13 protein-coding genes are annotated in these 16,467 nt (G+C 61.8%); 12 read left to right on the top strand and 1 reads right to left on the bottom strand.

The window, feature by feature from the left end:
- The 10 genes from tuf to rpoC form a co-directional block, all read left to right on the top strand.
- The coding region (gene tuf, locus Q7S20_01950; protein ID MDO8500585.1) for an elongation factor Tu at positions 1-160 on the top strand (160 nt) is incomplete at its 5' end.
- A 4-nt stretch (positions 161-164) separates the two neighbouring features.
- A complete protein-coding gene (gene rpmG, locus Q7S20_01945) occupies positions 165-317 on the top strand; it encodes a 50S ribosomal protein L33 (protein MDO8500584.1) in 153 nt (50 codons plus the stop codon).
- Complete coding sequence (secE, locus tag Q7S20_01940) at positions 318-554, top strand: preprotein translocase subunit SecE (protein MDO8500583.1); 237 nt, start codon at positions 318-320, stop codon at positions 552-554.
- 2 nt (positions 555-556) lie between these two features.
- A complete protein-coding gene (gene nusG, locus Q7S20_01935) occupies positions 557-1,099 on the top strand; it encodes a transcription termination/antitermination protein NusG (protein ID MDO8500582.1) in 543 nt (180 codons plus the stop codon).
- Between the two features lie 234 nt (positions 1,100-1,333).
- Positions 1,334-1,756 (top strand): 50S ribosomal protein L11, encoded by a 423-nt coding sequence (rplK, locus tag Q7S20_01930; GenBank protein ID MDO8500581.1) that lies wholly within the window; start codon positions 1,334-1,336, stop codon positions 1,754-1,756.
- Positions 1,756-2,445 carry a 50S ribosomal protein L1 gene (gene rplA / locus Q7S20_01925; protein MDO8500580.1) on the top strand — a complete coding sequence of 230 codons (690 nt, stop codon included), beginning with the start codon at positions 1,756-1,758 and terminating at the stop codon, positions 2,443-2,445. Before rplK ends, rplA begins: the two co-directional genes overlap by 1 nt.
- A 6-nt stretch (positions 2,446-2,451) precedes the next feature.
- Positions 2,452-2,967 carry a 50S ribosomal protein L10 gene (rplJ, locus tag Q7S20_01920; GenBank protein MDO8500579.1) on the top strand — a complete coding sequence of 172 codons (516 nt, stop codon included), beginning with the start codon at positions 2,452-2,454 and terminating at the stop codon, positions 2,965-2,967.
- A gap of 21 nt (positions 2,968-2,988) precedes the next feature.
- Complete coding sequence (gene rplL, locus Q7S20_01915; GenBank protein MDO8500578.1) at positions 2,989-3,384, top strand: 50S ribosomal protein L7/L12; 396 nt, start codon at positions 2,989-2,991, stop codon at positions 3,382-3,384.
- A gap of 245 nt (positions 3,385-3,629) precedes the next feature.
- Positions 3,630-8,234 (top strand): DNA-directed RNA polymerase subunit beta, encoded by a 4,605-nt coding sequence (gene rpoB, locus Q7S20_01910; GenBank protein ID MDO8500577.1) that lies wholly within the window; start codon positions 3,630-3,632, stop codon positions 8,232-8,234.
- Between the two features lie 3 nt (positions 8,235-8,237).
- Entirely contained in the window at positions 8,238-12,596 is a 4,359-nt protein-coding gene (rpoC, locus tag Q7S20_01905) for a DNA-directed RNA polymerase subunit beta' (protein MDO8500576.1), read from the top strand.
- A 329-nt stretch (positions 12,597-12,925) separates the two neighbouring features.
- Here the strand turns inward: rpoC and Q7S20_01900 are convergent, their stop codons facing one another.
- On the bottom strand, positions 12,926-14,023 hold the full coding sequence (locus Q7S20_01900; protein ID MDO8500575.1) for a L,D-transpeptidase: 1,098 nt from the start codon (positions 14,021-14,023) through the stop codon (positions 12,926-12,928).
- A 145-nt stretch (positions 14,024-14,168) separates the two neighbouring features.
- On the opposite strand from Q7S20_01900, the gene Q7S20_01895 reads away from it, so the two are divergent.
- Both Q7S20_01895 and Q7S20_01890 read left to right on the top strand, forming a co-directional pair.
- Positions 14,169-15,569: a 1-acyl-sn-glycerol-3-phosphate acyltransferase gene (locus tag Q7S20_01895; protein ID MDO8500574.1), complete on the top strand. Its 1,401-nt coding sequence runs from the start codon at positions 14,169-14,171 to the stop codon at positions 15,567-15,569.
- A 158-nt stretch (positions 15,570-15,727) separates the two neighbouring features.
- Entirely contained in the window at positions 15,728-16,129 is a 402-nt protein-coding gene (locus Q7S20_01890) for a four helix bundle protein (protein MDO8500573.1), read from the top strand.
- Positions 16,130-16,467: the final 338 nt, after the last annotated feature.

Below are 16,467 nucleotides of genomic sequence, written 5' to 3'. Positions count from 1 at the left end.
GGAGCTTCCCGAGGGGATGGAGATGGTGATGCCGGGCGACAACGTACAGATGACGATCGAGCTGATCACGCCGATCGCGATGGACGAGGGTCTCCGGTTCGCCATTCGTGAAGGCGGCCGCACCGTCGGCGCCGGCGTCGTAACGAAAATCATCAAGTAAAACAATGCCTCGCGACAAGATCATTCTGGCCTGCAGCGATTGTAAGAATCGCAACTACTTCACCACCAAGAACAAGCGCCTGCACCCCGAGCGCGTGGAGTGGAAGAAGTATTGCCCCCGCTGCAACGCCCACAAGCTGCATAAGGAAACGAAGTAAATGGCGGTCGAAGCAGCCAAGCACCGCGAGAGCCTGCCTGCTCGCGCCGCGACCTTCTATCAGGAAGTCGTGACCGAGATGCGGAAGGTCACGTGGCCGGACCGCGAACAGCTGAAGGACACGACGATAAAGATCATCATCTTCGTGCTCTTCATCGGTGCGATTCTTGGCGTCCTCGACGTTCTGCTGCAGCTCGTCCTGGTGCAGGGCATTCCATCGCTTTTCACGGGACGCTGACAGTGGAGCACCGCTGGTACGCGATCCAGACGACCTCTGGACATGAGAACAAGGTCCGGTCGCTGATCCTCCGAAGGATCGACGCCGACCCGCGTCCGCCCGAGGACCGGTCCATCCGTCAGGCCCTCGTGCCCACGCAGGAAGTGGTGGAGATCAAGAGTGGCAAGAAAGTGAACGTGGAGCGGAAGATCTTTCCGGGCTACGTCCTGGTCGAGATGGTGATGGACCAGGAGACGGCGCACACGATCAATGGCATTCAGGGCGTGATCAAGTTCGTCGGCCACGAGCGTCTGCCTCAGCCGCTGCGTCCCGAGGAAGTCAACCGGCTTCTCGGAATCGCAGACGAGGCGGAAGCCGAAGCGCCCAAGGAAGAGATTCCGTTTCTGGTCGGTCAGGCGGTCGCTATCACAGAGGGTCCGTTCACGGATTTCAACGGGACTGTCGAAGAGGTGCTGGCGGACAAGGGCAAGGTTCGCGTATCGGTGTCGCTCTTCGGGCGGCCAACATCCGTGGAGCTCGATTACCTGCAGTTGAAAGGGTACTAACGACCCGCAGTTAAGAAAGAGGGCCTCCCACCAGCCCGAAAGCTTGTTACATTGAAAGGTTATCTCAGAGCCACAGCGGCAATACTCCAGCCGCGGGTGGTGGCCCTTGCGCGGGGCGGCCGATAAGGCGAGGAGCGCTCCGTCGGGTACCACTACGACGTTAAGACCAATCGTGGGAGTTGGATCCGCGCAGCTCATGGTGAGCTCCCCGCGGGCAAACGTATAAGGAGTATCATGGCAAAAAAGGTCATCGGATTCGTCAAGCTGCAGATTCCTGCAGGCAAGGCGAACCCGGCGCCCCCCGTCGGCACCGCTCTCGGTCCGCAGGGAATCAACATCATGGCGTTCTGCAAAGAGTTCAACGCTCGGACGCAGGGCCAGGACACGATTCTCCCGGTCGAGATCACGATTTTCGCCGACAAATCCTTCACCTTCATCCTGAAGACGCCGCCAGCGGCTGTTCTTCTGAAGAAGGAAGCAGGGATCGAAAAGGGCTCGGGTGCGCCCAACCGCACAAAGGTTGGATCCGTCACGAAGGCGCAGGTGAGGAAGATCGCCGAGATCAAACTCCCTGACCTGAACTGCGATTCCATCGAGTCGGCAATGGCGATGATTGCCGGAGCCGCACGCTCGATGGGCGTCGAGGTGAAGGACTGATGCGCCAACACGGAAAGAAGTACACAGCAGCCGCGACCAAGCGGGACATCGCTACGCGGTATCAGGCCAAGCAGGCGATCGATCTCGTCAAGTCGGCGGCGTTCGCCAAGTTCGACGAGACGGTCGAAGTCGCGGTGCGCCTCGGAGTCGATCCGAGACACGCCGACCAGGTCGTCCGTGGGACGGTCGTTCTCCCCGCCGGCACCGGTAAGACGGTGCGGGTTCTCGTCATCGCCGCCGGTGAAAAGGCGCGCGAGGCGGAGCAGGCGGGAGCCGATTTCGTCGGCACCGAGTACATCGCGAAGATCAAGGAGAACTGGATGGATTTCGACGTTCTCATCGCGACCCCGGACCAGATGGGCCAGCTCGGCGCACTGGGACGCATCCTCGGACCCCGCGGTCTCATGCCGAACCCGAAGGCAGGCACGGTGACGTTCGACGTCGCCCGCGCCGTGCGCGAGGTCAAGGCAGGAAAGATCGAGTTCCGCGTGGACAAGAGCGGCAACGTGCACGCCGCGATCGGTAAGGTCTCTTTTCCGGCCGAAGCGCTGGAGACGAACTTCACCGCGTTCATGGATCAGATCGTTCGCTCCAAGCCGGCAGCGGCGAAGGGCGTCTACGTGAGGACCGTCGCCATCTCCTGCACGATGGGCCCTGGCGTCAGCATCGATACCACTCCTTACCGGTAAGCCATAATGAAAAGAACCGAAAAGGAGCAGCTGGTAAGCGAGCTCAGGGACAAGCTTCAGGGAGCGAAGTCGCTCTACTACACTGACTTCACGGGTCTCAACGTGAAGCGCATGACGGAGCTTCGCCGCCGCCTCAAGCGGGCAGGCGTCAACTACGTCGTGATCAAGAACACGTTGGCGCTTCGCGCGGTCAACGAAAGCGGACTGGTTGGAGAGCGCCTCAAGGGCCCGACAGGTCTGGTGTTCGGAACGGATCCGGTGGCGGCCGCCAAGGTCCTGACGGATTTCGCGAGGGAGTTCGAGCAGAAGCCCGCGGTAAAGGGCGGCATGCTCGGTGGGAAGCCGGTGGACGCCGCGCAGGTGAAGAAGTTGGCGTCGCTGCCGTCCCGTGAGCAGATGCTGGCAGAGCTCGGTGCTGGTCTGCAGTCCCCGATGGCGGCCTTCGTGGGCGCGCTCAACGGGCTTCTTTACATGTTTGCAGGCGCGCTCGACGCGCTCAAGTCACAGCGCGAAGGCGCCTAATTTTTCCGGAGAAATACTACAATGGCCAACGCAACCATGAGCAAAGATGAGATTCTCGACGCAATCGGCAACATGTCGGTTTTCGAGCTCGCCGAGCTGATCGAGTCTTTCAAGACGAAGTTCAACGTCACCATCACGGCGGCTGCCCCCGCCGCTCCCGCCGCCGGCGGAGCTGGTGCCGCTGCCGCCCCCGCCGTCGAAGAGCAGACCGAGTTCACGGTCAACCTCAAGGAAGCGGGCGCCAAGAAGATCCAGGTCATCAAGGTCGTGCGCGAGCTGACCGGCCTCGGTCTCAAGGAAGCCAAGGACCTCGTCGATAGCGCCCCAAGCGCCGTGAAGGTGGGCGTCACGAAGGACGAAGCAGCCTCGATGAGGGCCAGGCTCGAGGACCAGGGCGCCGTCGTCGAAGTGAAGTAAGGGCCCGGGATCACCGGCTTGGGCCTCGGACTGCGAGCCGGACGAAACACAACTCGTCCGGCCGCACTCCAGCCAGAACCGCGCGACCCCAACCCTCACTCCCACTTCGACGATATGCACGATTTGTCACGTCGTTCCACAACTGAAGTTCTTCCGTTTGCGCCAACCTGGTCTCGCGAAAATTTCGCGAACTCCAGGGGTGGAGCTGTTTGCGCCTGTGCCGTAGGTGATAAATGCCAGAATTGATGAAGGAAATCTCTTTCGCGAAGCTCGATCCGGGCATGAACATGCCCCATTTGCTCGACATCCAGACGCGCGCGTTCGAATCGTTGCTGCAACTGGATGCCACTCTGCACGACAGAGAGGACATCGGGCTCGAGCGCGTCTTCAAGGATCTCTTCCCGATCACGGACGTCCACGAGAATTTCTCGCTGGAATTCAAGAGCTACACGCTCGGGAATCCGAAATACTCCGTCGCCGAGTGCATCGAGCGCGACATGACCTACTCGGCCCCGCTAAAGGCGACGCTGCAGCTGGTCATCTTCGAGGAGACGGAAGCGGGCAAGCGCCCCAAGAACATCATCGAAAAGGAAGTCTATCTCGGTGAGCTTCCGCTGCTCACTCCTCTCGGAACCTTCGTCATCAATGGCGCCGAGCGCGTCATCGTGAGCCAGCTCCACCGCTCCCCCGGAGTGGTGTTCGAGGAATCCACCCACCCCAACGGCCAGCGCCTCATCTCGGCGCGCATCATCCCGTTCCGCGGATCGTGGGTCGAGTTCACGGTGGACATTCACGACGTCATCTACGTTCACATCGACAAGAAGAAGAAGTTCCCGGCCACCGCGCTCCTCCGCGCGTTCGGATACGGCACGAACTCTTCGATCCTCCGTCTCTTCTTCGGCGAGCGCAATCTCGACCTGGTGAAGAAGCGCGAGAGCCGCACGGACCAGCGCGAAGTTCTCGGCGCAATCATCGCCGAGAACATCACGCTCGCCGGCGAGGCAGTGGACCCCGAGGCTCCCAAGCTCAAGACCAAGAAGTTGCGCACGCAGCTGGAGCGCGACCAGTCGGAGCTGCTCGTCTCCGAAGGCGACGAGTTGACCGAAGAGGTGTTCAACCGCCTGCGCCGTCTCAGGATCGACCGTATCAAGGTCTTCGCGTCGTACACGACGATCGATCTCCGCGACGAGATGGACGCGATCGAGCGCCTCGAGCGCCCGCAGCGGCGCGTCCTCGCCGTTGACGCCGTGAACCTCGAGACCGGCGAAGTCATCGTTGACAAGGACGCGACGCTCACCGACGCGGTGATCAGGAAGCTCCGCAAGGCCGAGATCAACAAGGTCCAGGTGTTCGTGACCTCCGGCCGCGCCGAATCCATGCTCATCAAGAACACGCTGGCGAAGGATCCGACACACGCCGAGGAAGAGGCGCTGCGCCAGATCTACTCCCTGCTCAGACCGGGCGACGCGCCAAATCGTGAAACGGCCAAGCAGGCTTTGGAACGTCTCTTCTTCTCGCCGAAGCGCTACGACCTCGGACGCGTCGGACGCTACAAGATCAACCAACGCCTCCTCACCAACCGCCCCGCGAGCGAGACGGTTCTGACAAAGGAGGATTTCGTCGCGATCATCCGCTACCTCATGGAGCTGCACGAGGGACGCGGCTACACGGACGACATCGATCACCTCGGCAACCGCCGCATCCGCTCGGTCGGCGAGCTCATCGCCAACCAGTTCTCGGTCGGTCTCTCCCGCATGGCGCGCCTGGTGAAGGAGCGCATGTCGATCAACACCGATCCGGAAAAGATCTCACTCGACGACCTCGTCAACGCGCGTACGGTGAGCGCGGTGATCCAGGCGTTCTTCGGATCGTCGCAACTGTCGCAGTTCATGGATCAGACCAATCCGCTCGCCGAGCTGACGCACAAGCGTCGCCTCTCGGCGCTCGGACCGGGTGGTCTCACGCGCGAGCGCGCCGGCTTCGAGGTGCGCGACGTCCACTATTCGCAGTACGGACGCATGTGCCCCATCGAGACGCCTGAAGGTCCGAACATCGGACTCATCACGTCGCTCGCGTGCTTCGCCCAGGTGAACGACCTGGGCTTCATCGAGACTCCGTACCGCGTTGTGCGGAACAGCAAGGTGACGGACGAGATCTCGTGGCTCGACGCGAACCGCGAGGAAGACATCGTCATCGCGCAGGCCAACGCGCGCCTCAATCCCGACGGATCGTTCGTGGACGAGCTGGTGCTCTGCCGCCAGCGCGGAGACGTACCGCTGGTGCAGCCGAACCGCATTGACTACATGGACGTGGCGCCGGAGCAGCTCGTCTCCATCGCCGCCGCGCTCATTCCGTTCCTCGAGCATGACGACGCCAACCGCGCACTGATGGGCTCGAACATGCAGCGGCAGGCCGTTCCTCTTCTCAACCCCCGCACGCCGCTCGTCGGCACCGGTCTCGAGGAGAAGGTGGCCCGCGATTCGGGCGCCACGATCATCGCGCATCGCTCCGGCACGGTCACCAGTGTCACCGCTGACGAGATCATCGTTGATACCGGCACGGGCTCGGAAGGCAAGGGAAAGAAGGACAACGCCGACCGTCCGCTCTCCCGCCTGACGCAGCACGACCGCTACAAGATCAAGAAGTACTGGAGAACGAACCAGGACACCGCCATCAACCAGCGGCCGATCGTTTTGCGCGGCCAGAAGGTGAAGGCAGGCGACGTGCTTGCCGATGGAGCCTCGACCGAGTTCGGTCAGCTGGCGCTTGGCGCCAACGTCACCGTGGCGTTCATGCCCTGGTACGGACACAACTTCGAGGACGCCATCGTTCTCTCCGAGCGGCTGGTGAAGGAGGACGTGTACTCGTCCATCCACATTCAGGAGCTCGAGCTGCACGTGCGCGACACCAAGCGCGGGCAGGAAGAGATCACCCGTGAAATCCCGAACGTCGCCGAAGAGGCACTGACGGATCTCGACGAGCGCGGCATCGTCCGCATCGGCGCGCACGTGAAGCCGGGCGACATCCTCGTCGGAAAGATCACGCCGAAGGGCGAGACGGAGCTTTCTCCCGAAGAGAAGCTCCTCACGGCCATCTTCGGTGAGAAGGCGAAGGACGTAAAGGATTCATCGCTCAAGGTCCCGCCGGGAATGGAAGGCGTCGTCATAGACGTCAAAATCTTCTCGCGCGTTGACGACCAGGTGGTGGAGAAGGACCGCGGCGAGCGCATCGGCGAGATCCGCCGGCTCGAGGGCGAGGAGAAGATCCGCGTCAACGAAGTGCGCGACGCCGAGCTTCAGGATCTGCTGGAAGGCCAGACGGTCGCGCTCGCTCTCAAGAGCGGCACGGTCGAGGAGGCGATTCAGGCGGGAACGAAGCTCACGCCGGCGATCCTGAAGGACCTCAAGCTTTCGGCGCTCGATCTCAAGACGTTCCGCGTCGAGAACAAGTCAATGAACGAGAAGGTCCGCACCATCATTGACGCGGCCAACGACGAGAAGGCCAAGCTCGAGGAGAAGGCGGAAGAAAGAATCGATCGTGTTCTTCAGCCGGATGAGCTGCCCCCGGGCGTCATTCAGCTTGTGAAAGTGTACATGGCCGAGAAGCGGAAGATCTCGGTCGGCGACAAGATGGCGGGGCGCCACGGCAACAAGGGTATCGTTGCCCGCATCGTTCCCGAGGAAGACATGCCGTTCCTGCCGGACGGACGTCCGGTGGACATCGTCCTGAACCCGCTCGGTGTGCCGAGCCGAATGAACGTCGGCCAGATTCTGGAGACGCACCTCGGCTGGGCAGCGAGACTGCTTGGCTTCTACGCGAAGACCCCGGTCTTCCAGGGAGCCAACGAGCGCGAAATCGGACTGCTTCTCAAGCTTGCGGCAGTTGCGTGGGTCAGAGACGCATTGGATCTGACAGCGCCGGGCGTTCGCATCAGCGACGCCGAGATCCGCGGCATCGTCGCCGACACGCGCCACGATGTGGTCGGTGAAGGCGAGCGTGTCGAGCTTCTTGCCGACGCCACGATCAACGATCTCTCGAAGCGCGGAGTCTCTGCCGAGACACGCGATGTGTTCAACCGCATTCGCGACTTCGTCACGGCGGCGGCGAAGGAGCTGGCCGAGCGCGAGTATTCGGAGCTCGACAACCAGATCGCCTTCCACCGCGGGAGCGACGAGGACGAGGAAGCGAGCGCGGCGACGAAGCAGCAGTACCGCACCGCCGCGAACCAGGTCGAGAAGCGCCGTGAGGCGGATGAGACCTCGGTGCTCGGCGGCCTTGAGCTTCCGGCTCTCGCTGCATCACTCGGCAAGAAGTCGGACATAGATGTGGATCAGGCGGCGGCAGAGCTGATGCGCCTCGCCGGAATCTCGGCGGGCGGAAAGGTTCGTCTCCGCGACGGGCGCACGGGAGAGACGTTCTCGAACCCGGTTACGGTCGGCGAGATCTACATGCTCAAGCTGTCGCACCTCGTGGACGACAAGATCCACGCGCGCAGCATCGGACCGTACTCGCTCGTAACGCAGCAGCCGCTGGCGGGCAAGGCGCAGTTCGGCGGACAGCGCTTCGGGGAGATGGAAGTGTGGGCGCTCGAGGCATATGGAGCGGCGCACACGCTTCAGGAAATCCTGACGGTGAAGTCGGACGACGTGAACGGACGCAGCCGCGTCTACGAAGCGATCGTGAAGGGCCAGAACCTTCCCGAGCCGGGCATTCCGGAGTCGTTCAACGTGCTCGTGCAGGAATTGAAGGCGCTCGGCATCCACGTCAGCATGGGAGCAAACGTGACGAGCGGATATGGGCTGGGCAACCAAGGCTCCGCTGCCGGAAACGGTAGCGGGAGCGAGGAGTAATACATGATTGATTTTCGCAGCTCACGCGAGACCCGCGCGTCTTCGTTCGACTACATCCAGGTCCGCATCGCCTCTCCGGAGGAGATGCGCGGACCGAAGGATCCCAAGGAGCGCGAGCGGCTCGAGATGTCGGGCCTCCGCACGTGGTGGTCATGGGGCGAGGTGCTGAAGCCCGAGACCATCAACTACCGCTCCTTCAAGCCGGAGAAGGATGGTCTCTTCTGCGAGCGGATCTTCGGTCCCGTGAAGGACTGGGAGTGTCACTGCGGCAAGTACAAGAGAATCCGTTACCGCGGAGTCATCTGCGATCGCTGCGGCGTCGAGGTGACCCTGGCTCGCGTCCGTCGCGAGCGCATGGGCCACATTGAGCTCGCCGTTTCCGTCGCCCACATCTGGTTCTTCAAGACTCTCCCGAGTCCGATGGGGAACCTCGTGGACCTGACGCTGCGCGACCTCGAGAAGGTCATCTACTACTCCAACTACGTCGTGATCGACAGCGGTAAGCAGAAAGAAGTTCCGTCGGATCTCTCCAACCTCGAAACGGCGTGGAATGAGCTGAAGGACAACATGCTTCTGAGCGAAGACGAATACCTGTTCCTCAAGGACAAGGCGAAAGAAGAGGGAGACGCCGCTTTCTTCGCCGACATCGGCGCGCCCGCTGTGCGCGAGCTTCTCAAGCGCATCGACGTGGACAAGGTTGCGCAGCAGCTCCGCGCCGGTCTCGCGGATGAGGGGTCGCAGCACCGCAAGAAGCAGATGTTGAAGCGCCTCAAGGTCGTGGACGCGTTCCGCAACTCCGGCGACAATCAGACCCGCAACAAGGCGGAGTGGATGATCATGGACGTGATCCCGGTAATTCCGCCGGATCTGCGTCCGCTCGTTCCGCTCGACGGCGGCCGCTTCGCGACATCGGATCTCAACGATCTCTATCGCCGCGTCATCAACCGCAACAACCGGTTGATGAAGCTCATCTCGCACCGTGCGCCGGAAGTCATTCTTCGCAACGAGAAGCGCATGCTTCAGGAAGCGGTGGACGCGCTGTTCGACAACGGCCGCCGCTCGAAGGCGATCAGAGGCCGCGGCAAGAGACCTCTCAAGTCGCTGTCCGATATGCTCAAGGGCAAGCAGGGACGCTTCCGTCAGAATCTGCTCGGAAAGCGCGTTGACTACTCGGGCCGCTCGGTCATCGTCGTCGGTCCCGAGCTCAAGCTGCACCAGTGCGGTCTGCCGAAGGCGATGGCGCTGGAGCTGTTCAAGCCGTTCATCATTCACAAGCTCGTCGAGAAGGGAATCGCCGAGACGGTGAAGCGCGCCAAGAAGATCGTGGAAAAGGAATCTCCCGAGGTGTACGAGATCCTCGAAGAGATCATTCGCGATCACCCGGTGCTGCTGAACCGTGCGCCGACGCTTCACAGACTCGGCATCCAGGCGTTTGAGCCGGTGCTCGTCGAAGGCAAGGCCATTCGTATTCACCCGCTCGTCTGCGCGGCGTTCAACGCCGATTTCGACGGTGACCAGATGGCCGTGCACGTACCGCTTTCGTTCGAGGCACAGCTGGAGTGCCGTCTGCTCATGCTGTCGTCGAACAACATTCTCAAGCCGTCGGACGGGCGCCCCGTCGCCGAGCCCAGCCAGGACATCGTGCTCGGCTGCTACTTCGCGACCAAGGCCGGTTCCGATTTCGAGAAGATGGTGAAGAACGCCCGCCACTACAGCAATGTGGCGGAGGTGGAGGTCGCGCTCGCCCAGGGCCGCGTGGACTACCATACGCCCATCAAGTTCTGGGTGAACGATTTCGAGGGTGCCCGCTGGGTGGACACAACGGCCGGACGCGCCCTGTTCAACGCGATCATTCCGCCGGAGCTCGGTTACCAGAACCGCGACATGAAGAAGAAGGCGCTTGGCGAGCTGGTCTTCGAGTCATATCGGAGAACGGGTCTCAAGGGCACGGTGCCGTTCCTCGACCGTCTCAAGGAATTCGGTTTCCGTAACGCGACTCGCGGTGGAATCTCCATCGGCATCGAGGATCTGCACATTCCCGCAGAGAAGGAAACGCTCCTGCAGGAAGCGTCCGAGCGTGTCGAGCGGTTCCAGCGCGCGTGGATGACCGGTAACATCACGAACGGCGAGCGCTACAATAAAGTCATTGACACCTGGACCCACGCGAACTCCGACATCGCGGACGCGATGGTGCGCGCGATGGCGAAGGCGAACGACGGATTCAACCCGGTGTTCATGATGTTTGACTCCGGCTCGCGTGGATCGCGCGACCAGATCCGTCAGCTCGCGGGAATGCGCGGACTGATGGCGAAGCCGCAGAAGAAGCTCACCGGAGGCATTGGCGAGATCATCGAGAGCCCGATCAAGTCGAACTTCCGCGAAGGCCTCTCCGTGCTCGAGTACTTCATATCGACGCACGGCGCACGCAAGGGTCTGGCTGATACCGCGCTGAAGACGGCGGACGCCGGCTACCTCACACGCCGTCTCGTTGACGTGGCGCAGGACGTGACGATCACCGAGGAGGATTGCGGCACGATCCTCGGCCTCGAGGTCGGAGCGCTGAAGGAAGGCGAGGACATCATCGAGCCGCTGGCCGAGCGCATCGTCGGCACAGTCGCCGCCGAGGACATCGAGGATCCGCAGGAGACCGATCAGTCGGGCCGCCGGACGCTCATGGCCGAAGCCGGTCAGCTCATCGACGAGGACATGGCGAAGGCCATCGAGGAGTCGGGGATCGAGACCGTTCGCATTCGTTCCGTGCTTACGTGCGAAGCGAAGCGCGGGCTCTGCCAGATGTGCTACGGCCGCAACCTGGCCACCATGGGAATGGTGGACAAGGGAGAGGCAGTCGGCATCATCGCGGCGCAGTCCATCGGAGAGCCGGGCACGCAGCTCACGCTGCGCACGTTCCACATCGGTGGAACGGCAGCCCGTATCGCCGAGCAGACGGCGAGAAAGTCGAAGGTGGACGGCGCCATCGAGTACGGAGACCGCCTGATCAGCGTCACCAACGCCGATGGACTGCAGATCGTCACCTCGTATGAAGGTGAGCTTACCGTCCGCGCCTCGCAGGACAACAAGGTGGGCGCGCGTCTCCAGGTTCCTCTCGGAGCGACGCTGATGGTGAAGGACCGGGAGGAAGTGAAGAAGGATCAGATCATCTTCACGTGGGACCCGTACTCGAACCCGATCATCTCCGACGTGGAGGGCACGATCCGCTTCGTGGATCTCGTGGCCGACGAGTCCATGTCCGAGGAGCTTGACGAGCTTACCGGACTTCGCCAGACCGTTGTCATCGAAGATCGCGAGAAGAAGCTCCATCCCCACATCGAGATCTGGGAGACCAAGGGCGCGAAGGAAAAGCGTCTGCGTGACTTCGTGATCCCGGTGGGCGCGCAGCTCACCGTTACGGACGGCGACCGCATCACCGCCGGAACCATCCTCGCCAAGGTCAGCCGTGAGGCGTACAAGACTCGCGACATCACCGGCGGTCTGCCGCGTGTGGCCGAGCTGTTCGAGGCGCGGAAGCCGAAGGATCCGGCAACCGTGTCCGAGATAGACGGCATCGTACGGTTCGGCGAGATCAAGCGTGGCAAGCGCGAGATCTTTGTCCGTCCGACGAAGATCGTGAACGGCCAGCCCGTTCCCGACGATCAGGCCGAGGAGCACACGTACGAGGTGGGCGCGGGCAAGCACCTTCGCGTGCACGAGGGAGATCGCGTGCGCGCCGGAGACCGCCTGTCAGAGGGCCCGGTGAATCCGCACGACATCCTTCGCATCAAGGGACCGCGCGCGGTGCAGGAGTATCTGCTGAACGAAGTGCAGGAGGTTTACCGCCTGCAGGGCGTGAAGATCAACGACAAGCACATCGGCGTGATCGTCAGGCAGATGCTTCAGAAGGTGCGTGTTCTCGATTCCGGAGAGACGCCGTTCCTCGAGGGCGAGCATGTGGACAAGCAGACTTTCCGCGACGCCAACAACAAGGCGAAGAAGAAGAAGGAACGGCCGGCAGATTCGGAGCCGCTGCTTCTCGGCATCACGAAGGCCAGTCTCACAACGCAGTCGTTCATCTCGGCTGCAAGCTTCCAGGAGACGACGCGAGTTCTGACCGACGCGGCGATCCGCGGCGCGAGGGACGAGCTGATGGGCTTGAAGGAGAACATCATCATCGGCCACCTCATTCCAGCGGGAACGGGCATGTACCGTTACCAGGAAGTGGACATTGAGGGCGCCCCGGTTCCGCCGGAGCCCGAAGTGTTCCCCGAGCCGAGCATCGCGGAGATACTTGCGGAGCCGGATCTCGAAGAGGAGCTGCTGCCGAAGGCGGGAGCGTTGCCGAAGGGGTTCGGGGACGGGGAGTAGCCCGAGAAGGAGAATCACGGGGAAGGGGAGAGCTTCGGCTCTCCCCTTTTTTCAGGTTCTTCACGGATTAACCGGAAACTTCGCCCTTGTCTCAAGGAAGAGGCACTTGTCGGTCGGAAGCCGTGAGCTATCCGCTCGATAACTGAGAACAGCTGACCGCTGGCAGGTCGGCCCTTCTCAGTTGAATTGGCTCGAGCCCACTGCTGACACACTCTTGGCCGGCTGCATGTTTAAGGTGACGCCCCCGGAATTCCTCGAAGAACCTTTTTTCATGTGGTGCTACTTCACATGACGTACGCGAAGCTCGCCGGATTTCACTGGTGCAGCGACTACTTGAACTGAACCGGCGTCCCGCTGTCGACGATGTCGGACAGCTGCAAGGCATCCCAGTTGGTGAGGCGCACGCAGCCGTGTGAATTCGCGTAGCCTATCGTCTGAGGCGAAGCCGTGCCGTGGATCCCGTAGTGTGGCTTGGACAATGCCATCCACACGACGCCGACGGGCGAGTTGGGTCCGGGCGGAAGATGCGCTTCCGTCTTGGTGTCCGGAACCTCGGCGAACAGCCTGGGCTGGTAGTGAAACGCGGGATCGCGCGCGATGCCGGTGACCCTGAAGTCGCCAGTAGGTGACGGGTCGTAGCCGGCGCCGAGCGTAGAGGGGAAGTGGTACAGAATCCTGCCGGCTGCGTTAACGGCGTGAGTCCAGTAGCCCTGTTTCGAAATGATGAGGCGCGCGACGATCATGGTGTCCATCGGCGAAGCCGCTGTCGGGTCGGGAATGTTTGGCACGACGAGCTGCGTGCCGCCGGCGAGATTGTTCAGTTTGACGCGAGGATTCAATTGAGCCAGCAACGCTTCCGAAGTATGGAATTTTTCGGCGATGGCCTCGATAGCCGACGAATAACACAGGCATGTGAGCTCGGCCTGCGCGTAGACTGTGTCCGGAATGCTCACGAATGGTCCCTGCAGGTCCTGCTCTGTAATCGCGTAGCGATCGAGCAGTGGAGCGGGGCCTGCCGCCTCGCGAAGTCTCCCGTATGTCGCCTTGTCCAGGCTCGAGATGAGCGGCGGAGTATCGCCGCCGCCGGCGCCTTCGGGATTGGCGAAGAACGCGAGCGCCTTTGCGGCGTTGATTCCCCACGCGCCGTCAATTATGCCCGGCGAGAAATGCGCGCGGTCGAGCAGAAGCTGGATGTGGAGCGTCACCGGCCCCTGGCGGGGAATGCGGACGGGAAACTTCGTGAGAGCAGCGTTCGCGCTCTTCTCGGTTATGAGCGGAGATCGTGCATCGGCTTTCGTGACAGAGCCGGGCTGTTGCCCGGTGCCGGTCATTTCCTGCGAATGGACATCGTGTGATGGCCGGGCGGTCACCAGGAGAAACGTGAATGAGACCGCGCCCAATCGGTTGAACTTCCGGGATGGAATCATGAGAAACAGGTATTCATGATCTGGGCCGTGAGGAAGGCCTCAGAATGGCCTTTGACAGTCAGCGCCTCTTTGCGGCCGGCCGCCATTCCGGGTAACATCTTCCCGGGACCTCGCCCAGCTGTCCAAACTCATACACTTTCCATAGATGGCGCTCGGCTTTCTGACACGGACGGTCAATCGCAGCGCAATCCGCTCCGTCAGGAAGCGGGGCTCCCGCATTGACCGGTTCAAGCTCACATCCCGGAAGAGTGTCCGCGAGGCGCTGCTCGCCGATCCCTCAATCGCGAAGGCCGTCGCCGTGCACGCCAGGGAACACTCCGTCGATCCCGCCGCGGTGTGGGTCACGGTCGGGAAGTACATAGACGAGATCGTCCCGTTCTTCAACATCCTCGCATACCATCGCGTCGGCTACGTTGTGAGCCGTGCGCTGCTCAACGTTTTCTACAAGGTGTCAGCGGAACAGTACGGAAGCGCGGGTGCGAATTCGCTTCCGAAGGATGCAATCGTCGTGTATTTGATGAACCACCGCTCGAACGCCGATTACGTCCTGGTGGGTTACGTGCTCACGGGACAAGTGGCGATCTCCTACGCGGTCGGCGAGTGGGCTCGCGCGTTTCCGCTCGAGTACATCTTCAAGAGCTTCGGATCGTACTTCGTCAGAAGGAAATTCCGCGAGCCGCTGTATCACACAGTACTCGAGCAGTACGTGCTGCTGATAACGCGGAACGGAGTCACGCAGGGGATCTTTCCGGAGGGCGGGCTCACGCGCGACGGCAAGCTCCACTCGCCGAAGATCGGGCTGCTCGACTACATGATCGGCGCCGCGCGCGACGAGGCGTACCGCGACAGAATCTTTCTCGTACCGGTGGCGATCAATTACGACCGCGTGCTCGAGGACAGATCGCTCCTCCGCGAGCTGGCGGTGCGCGAAGGGCGCCGCACTCCGTCGCTCGGCGTCCAGATGGTCGAGGTGGGCCGATACCTGTGGTGGAACAGCGCGCGCGCCGTGCTGCGGAGGTGGAAACGCTACGGCAGGGCGGCGGTGACGATCGGTGAGCCGGTGCCGCTCGGTCCGTGGATCGCCGCGCAGAAGGAGAACGGCGAGACGCTCTTCTCCATCCCGAGACACGAACGGCTGGCGAGGGTGCAGGTGCTGTGCGACGAGATGATGGCCCGGATCGGCGCGATCATTCCCGTTACGCCGGTGCCGCTGGCGTGCGCGGCGATTCAGTCACTCGACAGCGACTTCATCCCACGCGCGCGGCTGATCGAGAGGATGCGCGACATGCGCGATGTGCTCGGCGAATTGAACGCGCGGGTGATCCGGGCCGAGGGGCCGATCGAGGAGACGTTCGACCGTGCGTGGAAGATGCTGAGCATGCGGCGCATGCTGGTGGAGTCGGGCGATGGGTACGCGGTACTGCCCGCCAATCGCGGATTGATCAGCTACTACGCCAACAGCATTTCACATTTGCTGGGGCTGTTCGAGGAAGGGGTGAGGAAAAGGGATACGCTGCCGGCGATGCGAGGGTGGCGGGAAGGGTAAAGCAACTACCAACCGAGAGAATCACAGATGCGAGATGACAGAGGCATAGTCTGATAGCTGCGAGGGAAGTGCCTTGTGATCCGCCAACTCGGGATAGAACGAAGTCTGGTGCGGCTTAACGATTTAGTTGTGAGTTGTTGGCGGTGCGATGATGCGGCATGTCGGATTTCAAGGATCTCAAGGTCTGGCAGAAGGCGCACATCATGGCGTTGGACACGCATCGTGTCGCCGGTCGGATTCGCGGTAGCAAGCACGCTTCGCTTCGGAACCAGATGATCCGTGCGGCGATGTCGGTTCCCGCCAACATCGTCGAGGGCAGCGGCCAGGCGAGCGGGCGCGAGTTCGCGCGGTTCCTGCGGATTGCTCTCAACTCCACCACGGAGCTGGAGTATCACTTGCTGACTGCGCGTGACCTGGAAGCCATCCGCGAAACTGATTTCCTCACTCTCACGTCACAACTCATCGAAGTTCGGAAGATGCTCTACGGCCTCCTGCGCTACCTGTCAACTCGTTCCGCGGATCAGATTCCCGCTCCGAACAGCGCCACCACGCCGGCTTGACTCGAGTTTTCTCCCTCGCAACTGTCAGTCTATGCCTCTGCCACCTCGCATCTGTGATTCTCTCGGTTGACCTTCCCCTCCGGTGACCCGGTCACCAGCATTCAGCGTAGGCACCTCGGGCGTAGGCACCTCGGGTGGGTTGACATCGGGTGTTGACACGGGTGTTGACACGGGTGTTGACCTCGGGTTGACACTAACTGTTGAACCAAACCGATAATGTCCCCTTGATTCCAAAATAGAAATGTCCCCTATCGACTCGATTCTTTGCGAGGGTTGGGTCGGTGGAGAGGACGAGGATGTCGGAAGTCGAGCTTATGCGCGCTGAGGTGTGCGTGCGA

The sequence above is a fragment of the Gemmatimonadaceae bacterium genome (assembly GCA_030647905.1).
In the GTDB taxonomy this organism is placed as follows: domain Bacteria; phylum Gemmatimonadota; class Gemmatimonadetes; order Gemmatimonadales; family Gemmatimonadaceae; genus UBA4720.
Note: the sequence above shows the minus strand (reverse complement) of the source record. Positions and strands in the feature narration are given on the sequence as shown.